This window comes from Bradyrhizobium sp. USDA 336, assembly GCF_044908355.1.
In the GTDB taxonomy this organism is placed as follows: Bacteria; Pseudomonadota; Alphaproteobacteria; order Rhizobiales; family Xanthobacteraceae; genus Bradyrhizobium; species Bradyrhizobium yuanmingense.
Genome location: NZ_JBIYDC010000002.1, coordinates 7459552 through 7474228, shown reverse-complemented (window position 1 = coordinate 7474228; position 14677 = coordinate 7459552). Strand labels below are relative to the sequence as shown.

Annotated in this window: 8 protein-coding genes and 2 pseudogenes; 4 read left to right on the top strand and 6 right to left on the bottom strand. The window is 57.6% G+C overall.

Features of this window, described 5'->3' with window-relative positions; translation table 11 throughout:
- Positions 1-20 precede the first annotated feature (20 nt).
- The 6 genes and pseudogenes from ABIA45_RS35865 to ABIA45_RS35840 all read right to left on the bottom strand — a co-directional run bounded on the left by ABIA45_RS35865 (position 21) and on the right by ABIA45_RS35840 (position 9102).
- Entirely contained in the window at positions 21-1568 is a 1548-nt protein-coding gene (locus ABIA45_RS35865; RefSeq protein ID WP_404655158.1) for an acetolactate synthase large subunit, read from the bottom strand.
- A 162-nt stretch (positions 1569-1730) separates the two neighbouring features.
- Positions 1731-2822: an ABC transporter ATP-binding protein gene (locus ABIA45_RS35860; RefSeq protein ID WP_404655156.1), complete on the bottom strand. Its 1092-nt coding sequence runs from the start codon at positions 2820-2822 to the stop codon at positions 1731-1733.
- A 62-nt stretch (positions 2823-2884) separates the two neighbouring features.
- Positions 2885-4639 carry an ABC transporter permease subunit gene (locus ABIA45_RS35855; protein ID WP_404655154.1) on the bottom strand — a complete coding sequence of 585 codons (1755 nt, stop codon included), beginning with the start codon at positions 4637-4639 and terminating at the stop codon, positions 2885-2887.
- Positions 4624-5760 (bottom strand): ABC transporter substrate-binding protein, encoded by a 1137-nt coding sequence (locus tag ABIA45_RS35850; RefSeq protein WP_404655153.1) that lies wholly within the window; start codon positions 5758-5760, stop codon positions 4624-4626. The genes ABIA45_RS35855 and ABIA45_RS35850 overlap by 16 nt, the downstream gene beginning before the upstream one ends.
- Positions 5761-6214: 454 nt before the next feature.
- Positions 6215-7612 carry an aminotransferase gene (locus ABIA45_RS35845; protein ID WP_404655152.1) on the bottom strand — a complete coding sequence of 466 codons (1398 nt, stop codon included), beginning with the start codon at positions 7610-7612 and terminating at the stop codon, positions 6215-6217.
- A gap of 10 nt (positions 7613-7622) precedes the next feature.
- Positions 7623-9102, bottom strand: a pseudogene (locus tag ABIA45_RS35840) (NAD-dependent succinate-semialdehyde dehydrogenase).
- Between the two features lie 188 nt (positions 9103-9290).
- Between ABIA45_RS35840 and ABIA45_RS35835 the strand changes: the two are divergent.
- From ABIA45_RS35835 to ABIA45_RS35820, 4 genes and pseudogenes are all read left to right on the top strand, one after another.
- Positions 9291-9767 (top strand): Lrp/AsnC family transcriptional regulator, encoded by a 477-nt coding sequence (locus ABIA45_RS35835; protein ID WP_247333674.1) that lies wholly within the window; start codon positions 9291-9293, stop codon positions 9765-9767.
- Between the two features lie 446 nt (positions 9768-10213).
- Entirely contained in the window at positions 10214-11860 is a 1647-nt protein-coding gene (locus tag ABIA45_RS35830; protein WP_404655150.1) for an MFS transporter, read from the top strand.
- A gap of 652 nt (positions 11861-12512) precedes the next feature.
- Entirely contained in the window at positions 12513-13232 is a 720-nt protein-coding gene (locus tag ABIA45_RS35825; RefSeq protein ID WP_404655149.1) for an SDR family oxidoreductase, read from the top strand.
- A gap of 372 nt (positions 13233-13604) precedes the next feature.
- Positions 13605-14003, top strand: a pseudogene (locus ABIA45_RS35820) (ABC transporter permease subunit); the annotation flags it as partial.
- Between the last annotated feature and the right edge of the window lie 674 nt (positions 14004-14677).

The following is a 14677-nucleotide window of genomic DNA, read 5'->3' as shown; positions in this document are numbered from 1 at the left end:
CGGCCTGAGGCTCAAGTGACTCAAGTGATCTGCACCTCGATCAGGCACGGCCCCGGTGTTGAAAGTCCACGAGCCACTTCGACATTAAACTCATCCATCGTGGTTACCCGAGCCGCCGCCATACCCATGCTTTTTGCAAGTCCCGCAAAATCAATGTCAGGCCGGCTCAAATCGAGCATGTCCAGAGCTTTGCGGCCGACATTTTGTGCCCCGACATTGGCCAGTTCATCCCGGAGGCAAGCATACGACTTGTTGTTGAACAGCACTGTTGTAATATTCAGGCCCTCGCGCACCTGTGTCCACAGTGACTGAATCGCGTACATCGAGCTGCCATCTGCCTGAAGGTTAAGCACAGGCCGATTGGGGCAAGCTATGGCAGCGCCGGTTGCCATCGGCATGCCAAGCCCAATCGAACCACCCATGTTCTGAAGATAAGTGTGTGGCTGCGAATTCCAGCTTGCAGCGAAAAAACTGGCGCTCGCCGAGATTGATTCATCCACCACGATCGCATTTTCCGGAATGAGCGCGCTCAGTGACTGCGAGATGTTGGCGCCGGTAATTGCCCCGGTAGCCAGCGATGGGGGTGCCAGCTTCGCGGCCTGGCTTGGAAACGATTGGGCATCCAGTTCGTTCGCAAGTCTCTCAAGCGAGTCCAAGACGTCTTCTTCGGCACGTGCAAGCGTCAAAAACTCCGTGTCTTCAGAAGCCATCAAGCTTGGTTTGTCCGGATAGGCAAAGAAGGCCACTGGAATGCGGCTCCCCACCAGGACGATATGCTTAAGCCCAGCAAGGCTCGCGCGTGCCTGGTTGACCGGGTATGGGAGCCGATCGACCGGAACGCGACCAGCGCCGCGCTCGATCCGGCCGGGAAAGGTTTGCGACATGAGCTTCGCGCCTGTCTTGGCACATATGCGCCCCGCTAGATCGAGACCGCGTTCTCGCAATGCCAGCCCTCCCAACAGCATCATCGTTGGCTCTCCGGAACAAAGCGCCTTAGCGGTGTCCTTGATGCGATCCTGCGAAACCCGCCTTCGCCTTGGTGCTTCGGCCACAGCAACGGGTCCACTGCCCTCGTTCCATGCGGTGTCGGCAGGAAGAATGAGGGTTGCCACCTGACCTGGCGCGGTGCGGGCGGCCGTGATAGCCGCGGCACCGTCAGCCGCGACACGCGTCGCGTCCGGCGAGGTATGGACCCAACCAGAAAACGGGGCCGCTGCCCCCTCGATATCGGACGTGAGCGGTGCATCGTAGCTGCGGTGGTAGGTTGCGTGATCTCCAACGATATTGACGATCGGCGTCGACGCTTTGGTGGCGTTGTGCAGATTGGCAAGACCATTCGCCAAGCCGGGCCCAAGATGTAACAGAGTGGCGGCCGGCTTGTCCGCCATACGCGCATAACCGTCTGCTGCGCCGGTAGCGATTCCTTCAAACAGCACGAGCACGCAGCGCATACCATCGACGCGGTCGAGGGCAGCGACAAAGTGCATCTCGGATGTGCCGGGATTTGCAAAGCAGGTGTCTACTCCTCCAACAACCAGCGTACGAACCAGGCTTTCAGCGCCGTTCATGGATAGGTTCCTCACACAAAAGTGGTTGCACACTGGCCCGAAGCATCGGGCGGAGCGATGAAAAAACGATAGTCGGTGAAAGTCCGCCAAGCCGCCCTCAAGCGGCGGCACGGGCGCCAGTAGATTGATCCGGCAGCTAGGCACGCAGCCGGATCGCGAAGGTTATTCCGTCAGAATTGTTGCATCATGAGCAGCCCACGATGCGAGGCAGGGGTCGCCGACCTCCGGCATTGTCTTGGCCGATACGTTCAGCACCTTCGACAACAAGTGTAATCCGGCTTCGCTCCGGAATTCGAAGATGGTCGCATCGCCAACGAAGGTCATGCCGCTGATGCGACCCTTGATTCCACCGCAGGAGCCAGACGCGGTCGCGTCGAGACGCATATGTTCAGGCCGCACGCAAAGCGTCGCATCCCGATCGGCATCCTGCCAGGCGGGAGCCGGCAGGATTTCGCCCGCGGGACCATGCACGGCGCCAGATTTAAGCTTGACCGGTATGAGATTGACCTCGCCGACGAAACCGGCCACGAACAAGTCGGCCGGTCTGCGATAAATATCCATCGGTGCCGAGACCTGCCGGATCCGTCCCTCGTGCATCACCGCAACCCGATCTGACATAGCGAGCGCCTCATCCTGGTCGTGGGTGACGTAGATCATTGTCTTGCCGACCTCCTTGTGGAGAGTCTTGATCTCGTTCCTCAGATGCTCACGTAACTTCTTGTCGAGGGCGCCGAGAGGTTCATCAAGCAGAAGAACGGGCGGATCGAAAACCAGGGCACGCGCGATCGCCACGCGCTGCTGCTGACCGCCGGACATCTGGTGCGGATAGCGCGAGGCCAAGGGACCAAGATGGACCTGATCGAGGATACGGCGCACCCGCGTTTCAACCTCCAGTTTGGGCAAACGTCGCATCCGAAGCGGATAAGCAACGTTTTCGGCGACCGTCATGTGCGGGAACAGGGCATAGTTCTGGAAGATCACCCCGAGCTGGCGCCGGTGAGGCGGCAGGCGCGTGATGTCCTTCTCATCCAACAGGACCTGACCGCTGTTCGGCAGCTCGAAACCAGCGATCATCATCAGTGTCGTTGTCTTGCCCGACCCGCTCGGTCCCAACAGCGAGATGAACTCGCCAGGTGACACGGAAAGACTGACATCGTCGACAGCGATCGCGCTACCGTACCGCTTCTGCAGGTTACGCAGGGCAATGCCTCCGGTTTTCACATCAGTGCCGCTCGCGGTCGCTTTCATCAACATTTCAGCTCCCTAGGGTGAATTTACCAATTGGCTTTCGATTGACCTGCGCTCAGACAGCGCCATCAGGTGGTCTTTTTCCGTCTGAGCAGGGTTCCGACCACAATCACGATTGTCGCAAATAGCATTTGCAGCGTCGCTACAGCAGCAATGGTGGGACTGATGTCCTGCCGGATTCCTTCCCACATGCGCATCGGCAAGGTCGTAATCTTGCCGATACCGAGGAATAATACGTAGACGACGTCGTCGAATGAGGTCAGGAAAGCAAAGAAGCTGGCGACGATGAGTGCCGGCATGACGAGCGGGGCAACGATGGTGCGAAAGGTCGCCCAAGACCCGGCACCAAGACTGCGAGCCGCCCGCTCGTAGCTCGGGTTAAGGTCGCGCAGATTGGCAACTACAATCACCACCACATAAGGGATGGCGTGGACCGCGTGACCCAGCGCCAAGCCGAACTCGGTGCCCTGCAGTCCAAACCGCGCCAGAAGGAAATAGGTCGCGACGGCCACGATAACCGTCGGCATAATAATCGGTGAGAGCAGAAGAGCCACCATTGCTCCGCGACCAGGCATGGCGCCGCGCGACAGACCGAAAGCAAGCATGGCGCCGAACGTAGTCGCCATGGTAACTGCCATCAGCGCAATCCGGATGCTGGTGAAGGTCGCACGCACCCACAGCGTATCGAAAAGAAAGGCTTCGTAGTTGCGCAGCGAGTAGCCTGGCAACGGGAATACAAAGTAGGACGAAGCGCTGAATGACAGATATGCAACGATCACGACTGGCAGCAGGAGAAGTACAGCCAGAAGGCATGCCAGGATCGCGATACCTTGGCCTCCCAGCGAAGGAATCCAGCGGTCAAGAGCGTTTGCCGCGGAACCGATCCGCATCAACATTTTGGCACCCATCTGACGGCGGGCAACGGTCGAACCGCGCTTTTCGTCGGAGAAGCCCAGAAGCTGCTCAATGGGGAAGAACCGCGAGCCAATCCACAATATGCTCAGGACGGCCACCAGCAGGACCACTGAAAGCGCAGCGCCAAAATTCCAATTGAGTTGCTCCAGGATCTGGGAGCTGATGGCCATCGTGATCATGACGTCCGACAACCCTCCCATCAAGGCAGGTGTAATGTAGAAGCCAAGACAGTAGATGAAGACGAGCAGCACCCCTGCAATCAGGCCCGGGAGGCTCAGCGGCAGAAACACAGTGAGGAAAGCCGCGAGTGAGCTCGCTCCGTTCGCCCTGGCAGCGCGCATCAGCTTCGGGTCAATGCTGGACATGACCGTGTACATCGGCAGGATCATCATGGGCATGACGATGTGGGTCATGCCGAGAATAACGCCAAACCGGTTGTAGAGCATCGCGATTGGTTGAGATGCCCAGCCGAGCTCAAGCAGATACTGGTTAATGACGCCGTTGCGCCCGAGAAGGACAATCCAGGCAAAGGTGCGCGCCAGAGTACTGGTGAAATAAGGCAGCACGACTCCAATGAGCAGGAAGGTACGCAACGCTGTTCCGGCCGTCGTGAGAGCGTACGCGATAGGATAGCTCAGCACGAAGGCGAGCGCAGTGACGGTGACGCTGATCTCTAGCGTGTTACGCATCACGGTCAGATAGATAGGGGTGTGGCCGATGCGCGCAAAATTCGCCCAAGTCCAGTTTGGCATCCCAAACGCGAGCAACACAAGGCCCGTGAGCGGGACGACAAAAAGCACCACAAGGAAGATACTGCCAGGCAGCAACAGCCAGGCCCAGGGTGTGGGCCACGAACGTAAATTTTGCGCCTGGTCTTTGATTGCAAGAGTACTCATTGTGCCCGCCATGACAACCAGCGCTCCTGAAGGTGGTCCAAATTCGTCTTTCCGTCGGATCGCTTATTGGCGAGCCAAGCAGAATCCTGCTCGACCACCACTGATGCAATTTCCTTATTGATATTGAGCAGCGGAGGAAGGTCGGATGGCAAGAACTCCAGCTGATTCGTATTGGGACCAGGAAGTAGCGTCCCGAGTGTGAAATTGGCGGCGTTCTGGGCGCGGTTTACGAATGCAAGAAACTTCTGAGCATTCGCGGTGTTAGGGCCACCTTTTAGAGGCACCCAATACACATAGACCAAATTGCCATCATCCCAAACGACACGAATGGGCGCCCCCTGACGGATCGCCGCCAAGGCGCGATTATCTCCACAGCTCGTCATTTCCAGTTCGCGGTTCAGCAACAACTGAACCGGTTCGCCTCCCGCGCCCCACCACTTCGTAATATGTGGCTTGATCTGATCGAGCTTCTTGAAAGCTCGATCGAGCTTGTCGTCGGTCACGGGCCAACGCTCGGCTGCCGGCAGCCCAGCAGCTGATAGCGCGAATGCTACATTGTGCCGGACGTTCGAGGCGAGCCCGCGTGGCCCCGGAAACGTTTTTACGTCCCAGAAGTCCGCCCAGCTTTTTGGCGCCTTATCTCGGAAGGCACGAGCATCATACGCGAGCACTGTTGTCGCCCGGTAAGCGACAGCCGCATCCTTAAGACGATTGCCCGCCGGAATGCCCAGCAGCGATTCCGCGTCCCACAAGCTGTAATCGATCGGCTGAAACATCCCGGCTTCGGACATAGCCGGATAAGTCTGCGCATCGATGAAGGCCAGATCCCAATCCATGCGCCCAGCTTCGTTCATTGCCCTCACCTGGGGCTCCGCAAAGTCTCCAGTCACATCGACTACAGCAATGCCTGTCGCTTTCGTGAAGGCCTCATAAATGTATTTCCGCATCCCCTGCGTGAACGAACCGCCGTAGCTGAAGACGACAACTTCCCCACTGCCGGCAAGCTTTTCCTGCGCCCAGGCCCGGGACGCCTTCGCGACAAACGGCGCACTCAGTAAAGCCGCTGTTGATCGAACAAACGATCGCCGGCCCACGACGCGCTGTAGATGGCTGATGCAGCTCTTTTCGGTCATGGCACAGGCTCCTTGACGCAGCACTACATGTTTTAACAGAACCATTTTCACCATCTACGGGCCCCATGACGCTCAAACACAGCAAAGGAGGCTAGATCAGTGAAGAAATTCTGCAAGTACACCGTGCGAACTCGCGGTTCTTCCCGCCGGTTTCGCCGCCCCGTGTTCCAGGGAGACCCACAACAACACCCCCACGCTGCCTCTCGAATTTCATATTTTGCGCCCCTGGCTGGCGCTCGCCGTTCCCAAAAAGGCGATAGCATCGCAGCAATATCAGTGTCTTCGATTGGTCGAACGGGATAGAAGGCCCGGCAAGCTCCATAATCACGAAGCAAACTTCCGGGAGTTCTTTGAGCCCAGCACGAACCTTCCATCGGGCCGATCGAAACCGCCAAAGCAAGCGACGATCAGGGAATTGAGGAGCTGGCGCGGATCGACAGAAGAACAGCCGAGCTCAAATCGCAGATTCTTTCGTAAGCTCGTCCATCACTTGCCTCGTCGCGCGATAGGCGAGTTCAACGATTTCATCGATTTCGTGTTCGGAAACGACGAGAGGTGGAGCAAATCCTAGAATGTCTCCGTGCGGCATTGCTCTGGCAATAAGTCCCCTGTCCCGCGCAGCCTTGGAGATCCGGGCGCCCACCTTCAGCTGCGGATCAAAGCGCCGTTTGGTCTGGCGATCGGCAACGAATTCCACTGCACCGAGCAAGCCTACGCCCCTCACTTCACCGACGATCTCGAGCTGCGCAAACCGCTCATTGAGTCGCCTTAAGAAATGAGCGCCAACGATTTTCGCGCGGTCCTTTAGGTGCTCCTTCTCCACGATATCGAGAACGGCATTCGCAGCCGCCGCCGCAATCGGATGTCCGGAATAGGTATATCCATGGGAGAATGCGCCGACACGGTCGGCGGCATCTTCCATGACCGAATAGACCCTCTCGCCAACGATTGCTGCAGAGAGCGGCATATAACCGGACGTCAGGCCCTTGGCCACCGTCACGAGGTCAGGCTCCATCCCGTAAAGAGTACTGCCGAACTCAGCGCCCGTGCGGCCAAATCCGCAAATCACTTCATCTGCGATCAACAGTACGTCGTAGCGTCGCAGCACGGCTTGAATTTCACGCCAATAACCATCGGGCGGCGGTGTGATGCCTCCCGTACCTAACACCGGCTCCGCAATAAAGGCTCCGATCGTTTCCGGCCCCTCCCGCAAAATCATCTTTTCAAGTTCGGCTGCACGCCGACGAGAGAACGCCTCTTCCGTTTCACCCGGCTCCGCTCCCCAGTAATGGTGCGGCGCCCCGGTGTGCAAAATACCTGCAAAGGGAAGGTCCATATGGTCATGATAGAACGACATACCGGTCATTGAGCCTGAAACGACAGAACAGCCGTGGTATCCGCGCTCGCGCGAGATGATTTTTTTCTTTTTGGGCTGTCCGCGCAAATTGTTGTAGTACCAAACAAGCTTTGCCTGAGTTTCGTTGGCGTCTGAGCCGGACAGACCGTAAAACACCTTGCTCGCCTTACCCGGCGCCATTCGCACGAGGCGATCGGAGAGATTGGCCAGCTCGTCCGTCGTGTGGGCGGCATATGTATGATAGTAGGCCAACTTGTAAGCCTGCCGCGCAATTGCCTCGGCGACCTCGGTCCGGCCGTAGCCGATGTTGACGCAATAGAGGCCGGCAAAGCCATCGATGTAGCTGCGTCCCTGCGCATCCTCGATGCGGATCCCTTTGCCTCCTTTGACGATCGTCGGATCACCAGCTTTACCGGTGGCAAAATCCTTGAGCTGGGTGAAAGGATGTAGAACAGCCGCGCGATCTTTCTCCGCGATCGTCTTGATATCGTTCATACCATTTCTCCTAAGCCACCAGGTCGCCGAAGCAGACGTACTTCAATTCCATGTATTCTTGGATGCCATGCCGCGAACCTTCGCGACCGAGACCGGACTGCTTCCAACCTCCAAAAGGAATTGGCGGCCCTGTGAACGAGGCGGTGTTGATGCCAACCATTCCGTACTCGATGTTCTCAGAAAGGCGCAGCGCACGACGCAAGCTGTCGGTATAGATGTAGGCGGCCAAGCCCATCTCGCTGGAATTTGCTCTGGCCAGGACCTCTTCCTCAGAGTCGAACGGAAGCACTGCCGCTACCGGGCCGAACGTCTCCTCGCTCGAAATGAGCATGCCGTCGGTAACATCGCTCAGCAGAGTTGGAAGGACGAAATTCGGTCCGAACTCCTGATTTTGGTTCGCAGAAACGATCCGCGCCCCCTTAGCCGCAGCATCACGGATTTGCGCCCTGCACTTTTCGGCCACGGACGACTTCGTCATCGGACCGATATCGGTCCCAGCCTCAAGGCCGTGACCAACCTTGAGCCGAGTGATTGCGGCGGCAAACTTCTCGACGAAGGCGCTATAAATACCTCTCTGCACGTAGATGCGATTAGCTGGCCAGACAGTCCTGCCCCGACGTGGCAAACTTTGCATCGATTGCGCCTTTGACGGCCTTATCGACATCGACATCATCGAAGATGATAAAGGGAGCATGCCCTCCAAGCTCGAGCGACACCTTCTTTACAGTCCGCGCAGCCCCTTCAAGCAGCAGGCGACCAACTTCTGTCGATCCGGTAAACGATAGGGCCCGCACTCTGGTATCCCGCAACAGCGGCGTCGACAATTCGACTGGATCACCAATCAGAACCTGAAACACGCCGCGCGGAACCCCAGCCTCTTCCGCCAACCTTGCCAAGGCAAGAGCCGAGAGCGGCGTTTCGGGGGCAGGCTTCACGATGACAGGGCAGCCAGCGGCCATAGCGGCGCCGGCCTTGCGCGTAATCATGGCGATCGGAAAATTCCAGGGCGTAATTACTGCCGCAACACCAACGGGCTGCATTCTTACCTGAAGCAAACTTGCGGGCTTATGGCTTGGGATCGTCTCGCCGTAAGCGCGCTCTCCCTCCGCAGCAAACCACTGCAGAAATCCCGCACCATAGCCGATTTCGTACCTTGCCTCGGCGAGTGGCTTGCCCTGCTCGCTTGTAATGAGGATGGCGAGTTCCTCCGAATGGGCCAGCATTAAAGATGCCCAAGTCCTGAGGATTGCGCCTCGCCCCTCCGGCAGAAGCCCACGCCATTGCGCGAAGGATCGTTCGGCTGCGTTGATCGCAAGATCCATATCCGCAGCACCGCAATTGGCAACTTGAGCGATGACTTCGCCAGTCGCCGGATCAACGACCGCATCTTTTTTGTTGCCTTCAATCCAGCGCCCATCGATGAGAGCGGCTCCGGTGAGAAAATCTCGACGGCGCAAACTCTCAAGATGCTCTTTAGCTAGCCCGACCAGAGGTGGACTTTTGGGTCGAGCAGCTTGAAACATCATTTAGAAATCCCTGTCGGTCATTTTGTTGAAATTCTGCCGCCAATCAGGATACTAATGTCACAGAGAGATTTGCGTCGCTTTTCACCATCGATTGGACGGTTTCCTGCAGAACCTTACCATTTTGCAGCGGAATTCAACTGGAGCCCTGACTAATGCAATACGACCGAACAGACGCCCGCATCCTGGAGATTGTCCAAAAAAACAATCGCCTGACATCTGAGATCATAGGCGAGCTTGCCGGGCTTTCTGCGACTGCATGCCAACGGCGTTTGAAGAGGCTTCGCTCTGACGGCATCATCGAAGCCGATGTCTCGATCGTTTCGGCGAAGGCCGTCGGAAGGCCCATCCAAATGCTCGTACTGGTAAGTCTCGAGCGTGAGCGCGCAGACATCATCGACAGATTTAAGAAAGCGATCAGATCGTCAGCTGAAGTCGTCAATGGATTTTACGTCACTGGGGACGCTGACTTCGTCCTCTATATCACCGCGCGGACGATGGAAGACTACGAGCAATTCACCCGGCGATTCTTCTATGAGAATCCTGACATCAAGGGATTTAAAACAATGGTCGTGATGGACCGCGTAAAGGCTGGTTTTGCGATTCCGGTAGAAGCTCCCGACGAAGGTTGATGTTCGTATCTTTGTGGCCTCTTCCGAGGCTTTTCGCTCTTTTTCATCGCCCATCCAATCATAACGCCAGAAAGGGGCGCGTTTTCTGTAGTAGAGTCCAGCGATATCAAACGTCGCAAGAAGGTAGGGCATGAGACTCCAAGCCAGTGAATGGTCGCGTACGTCTGCACGAGAGGCGATGGTCTTTTTCCTCTCAGCTTAGCGATGACAGCGCCGCATTGCTTTAGAAGCTACGTTGAGCAAAACCGGGAGACGTCCGAGATCAGAGCGCGACAGATTATCCCTAGACGTGGATGTCGTGTTACGGGTCTGGCGGCGGCGAATCCGAAACCGGAACCGCGCATAGGTATTTGAGCGAGCATCAGAGCTGCTCATCCCATTCGCGCCGAATGTTTCACCATTTTCTGAGTTGCGATCAGATTGCCGCGCATGGTCCGCGAACCTAGATGACAAAGCCTTCCGAATTTCAGATCTCCAACCACATCACCGCGCCGCTTCAGAATTCCTCGTTCCGGCGGATTTGGCTGGCGAGCCTGCTGTCGAACCTCGGTATACTTATCCAAGGGGTTGGTGCGGCCTGGGCGATGACGGAGATGACATCTTCCGCTGATAAGGTGGCGCTGGTGCAGACAGCCTTGTTGCTGCCGATCATGTTGATCGCTATGCCGGCCGGCGCGATTGCCGACATGCATGATCGCCGAATCGTAATGCTGGTTGCACTGTCGATCGCTCTTTGCGGCGCCACAGTCCTCACTGCGATTGACTGGTTGGGTTTCACGACACCAAATTTATTGCTGGTGTTTTGCTTTGTGGTTGGTGCCGGGATGGCCTTAATGGGACCGGCCTGGCAATCTTCTGTCAGCGAGCAGGTGCCGGCCGAGAGCTTGCCGGCTGCCATCGCTCTTAATGGCATCAGCTACAACATCGCTCGGAGTTTCGGACCTGCGGTTGGTGGCCTCATAGTTGCAACCGCAGGCGCTGTTTTGGCTTTTGCCGTCAACGCATTTCTTTATCTCCCGTTGATAGCTGCGCTATTCCTGTGGAAGCGGGTGCCGAAGCCCTCGCGCTTGCCGCGAGAACGCTTAAGCCGCGCCATCATCTCCGGCGTGCGCTATATCGCCAATTCGCCGTCAATCAAGGTCGTGATTGCGCGCTCGATGATAACCGGAATAGTCGGCAGCGGCATCCAGGCGCTGATGCCGCTGGTTGCCCGCGATGTGCTGCAAGGAGGCGCGCAGACGTACGGCATCATGCTCGGTGCTTTCGGCGCGGGAGCCGTCATAGGGGCGCTTAACATTGGTGAATTGCGCGCCCGGATCAGCAGCGAGGCCGCGGTTCGGGCCTGCACAATATCGATGAGCGGCGCGATAGCCACGGTCGCCCTCAGCCATGAACCGATATTGACCGTCGCAGCTCTGGTCTTGGCGGGCGCCGTTTGGACGATAATCTGGACGTTGTTCAATATCGGTATGCAGCTGTCGGCGCCGCGGTGGGTTGCCGGTCGATCGCTTGCAGCTTGGCAGGCTTCGTTCTCAGGCGGACTTGCGATCGGGAGCTGGGGGTGGGGACGGCTAACCGATGGACTTGGAGTGGAGATCGCGCTGCTTATTTCGGCTGCGCTGATGCTGCTCTTGCCGCTGCTTGGGCGCTGGCTACCCATGCCGTCGATTACCGAGCGGGGGGAGGAGGCCGAGATGCTTGCCGATCCCAAGGTACGGCTTCCTCTTACCTACCGCAGCGGCCCTCTGGTGGTTGAACTCGAGTACAGGGTGGCTCCCAAGAATGCGCGCGCCTTTTACAATGTCATGCAGGATGTGCAGCTCTATCGCCAACGCAACGGCGCCTATGGCTGGTCGATTGCGCGTGACATCGCCGACCCCGAGCTATGGACGGAGCGCTATCATTGCCCGACGTGGCTAGATTATTTGCGCCAACGCAACCGCTGGACGCAGTTGGAGCGCGCGCTAGATGACAAGGCGATGGCTTTCCACATCGGTCCTGAACCTGTGCGTGTCCGCCGGATGCTGGAACGCCCATTCGGATCGGTACGCTGGAAGGAAGAGGTGCCCGACTGCGCTGCGAATGAGCTCTAGGCTGGTATATCGAAGAAGGCTCACAGGGCAGAGTTACGCCGGCGCGCCCGGCAAAACGGAAGTGGGTTTTGGCGCATTTCATCCACGCGGGTACAGTCCCCGGCATCGCCTCATCAACGCACCCAGAGGATCTCGACTGAAGGGCTCCTTCTGACCTGCAGGAACCGGCTAGCACAATGCACTGCATGAAACCTGCGCGCCTTCCCGACCGGTTGCACATTTTAAACGACAGAGGGGCTTGCCACGAGCGGATTCTGCCTCCATTCGCCGCTATGGTCTCCTTATGCCGCCGCAACATCACCCTTTCGTGGATCCAATCTCGAACGCTGGCTGCCCCTTCGGCAAGGTGCACCTCGACCAAGGCTAGCTTCCTGCCGAATTGGGCCACCTACGATTTCTCCAATGGGAACAACGTCAGCGCAGCTCGGACTGAGATCCCGATCGCCGCGAAGGCCCGAGCCCGCCTGCGCCGCAACCCGCCATGCGAAAGAGGCCCGGCTCCGTTCATTTCGACCGGTCGTCGGGAGCTAGCGCCTACGGAGCCAGCACCTACTAACTCAAAACTCGCTTCTTGCAACGGTTCGCCGTTTGAACGTCTCGGAGTTGATAAATATGCCGGCGCGAGGCGCGGCCGTCGAGAAAGGTATTTCACATGACCAGAGTTCTGATCACCGGCGCTAATCGAGGCATTGGCCTTGCTCTCGCACGCCAATACGCTACCGACGGCGCCGAGGTGATCGCGTGCTGCCGCGCCCCATCAACAGCCGATGCGCTCCAGAAACTCGTGGCCTCGTTCGATAGGCAGGTGCGGATCATACGGCTCGACGTGGCCGACGACGCTTCGATTGCCTCGCTCAGCCGGTCAATCGGCGAGGTGCCTGTCGACATTCTGATCAACAATGCGGGTATCAACGGAACACCTAAAGCCCAGTCGGCTGAGCGCATCGATGTCGAAGGCTGGATGACGACCATGCGCATCAACGCGCTCGCGCCGATACTGATCGCACAAGCAATGCGTGACAACTTGTTGCGTTCTTCCGAGAAGAAGCTAGTGGCGATAAGCAGCGACTATGCTTCCACCGGCACAAATTACGGCTCAAGCCGCGACCGATATGCTTACCGAGCCTCAAAAGCGGCACTCAACAACGGCATGCGCGCCCTCGCACGCGACTGGGCCCAAGACGGAATTCTGGTAGGAATACTTTACCCCGGGTGGGTGCGTACCGATATGGGCGGGGAACGCGCATCTGCCTCCCCTACTTCGATCTCCGCCGAACACAGTGCGCTCTGTCTCACCCGACGAATTGCTGAGCTCACGCCGGCCACTAGCGGCGCGTTCCTGGACTACAACGGCGAGACACTCGACTGGTGACGGCGATCCGTCAAACAACTCGATCGTCCAGACTACTCGTTGAAGCGCCAAGCCGTGCCTTCTCGCCGGGGGACTTCCCTGGCGTGCTATTCCGGTCTTCGGCTCGAGCCCAGTCGGAGTGAACGGCGCTCCATACGGCAAAAACCCCTATTATTCCGCCGACTTCCTGCCGAAAGAAGCCACAAATGGAGATATTCGGCAGCGGAGGTCGGCCATACTCTTAGCGACAAACCTTTGGCCGGGGGACTATGAGCCATTCGGCAGACTGCAAATGCACGACACAACCGCATTCTTCTGTGCTCGGGGCGAGCGAGCTCGTCCGTGAGCGACGGCGCGTCAAAGGCGATTCGCTTGGCTTTTCCTGAAGAGACTATTCACTACTCCAGTTACACGTCGGAGGTGTACCGCGCCGGCATTGACTCTGTGGAACGCGGGCAGTGGGAAAAGCTGCCAAAGCGTTGAACCTGCCCCGCCTTCAAGTGTGGCGATACGTCATCATTCCGCAGGCCGTGCCTCCGATGCTTCCTGCACTTGCCAACTACGTGGGTCTCCATGTTCAAGGAGACACCGCTATTGTCGGTGATCACCGTGGTCAAATTGATGTCTCAGGCGCGTATTGTTGCGAACATCAACTATCGCTACCTTGAGCCGATCACCATGGTTGGCGCCTTCTTTCTAGCCGTTAGTATACCTGCCGTTGCCGGCCTTCGTTTTCTCGAGCGGCGCTACGCTTTCAGACGCAAGCATAGCAGCGAGCTCTCGGTGTTCTAAAATCAAGCGGCTTGCTCGACAGAAGCCTCGATACCTCTTGCGGTTGGTCTGCACCAGGAGCGGCTTGCCAGCCTTCGCCTCGATTTCTCGGGAAGCGAGCCTTGCAGATCACAGGCCCATGGATTTAGGACACGCGTAATCGCACATGCCATCGGTTGAGCAATGTCATTGAGGCGGTAGGAGCACAATATCTTTCATTTGGACTGGGTAGTGCCATACCGCCCACGCGTGACCCACTGCGTTATGGAGCCGCCACACTCCTCGCACATGGCTCGGAGGTAGCATTTGGGCGTTACGAGAGCGCGCTTGCGACCAAGGAAAACGCCTGCGAATCCTGGGGCGCTCTTTGCGAATGAGTGGGTCTCACCACCTCCTGCAGGTTGCCCGTGACAGGTAGCAAAAATGCAAGAAACCTGAAGAACTCCACAATGTGGTGCAGATTTCCGGCAAGATACTCTTCCAAAACGGGAAGATATGTCAGCAAAGCGGTGCTATACTTGTGAGATGGCACCGACACCTTCTCTTGGAATTCTTAATCTCGAACAAGGGCTGACACCCGGTGCTCCGACCCGGGCACCCCGCAATCACTCTATTCTGAACCCGACTTCCTACGATTTCCCGGTCATCTTGGAAACTGTCGCGGGAGCTTGGGCGGAGATCGTCATTCGAGGCGA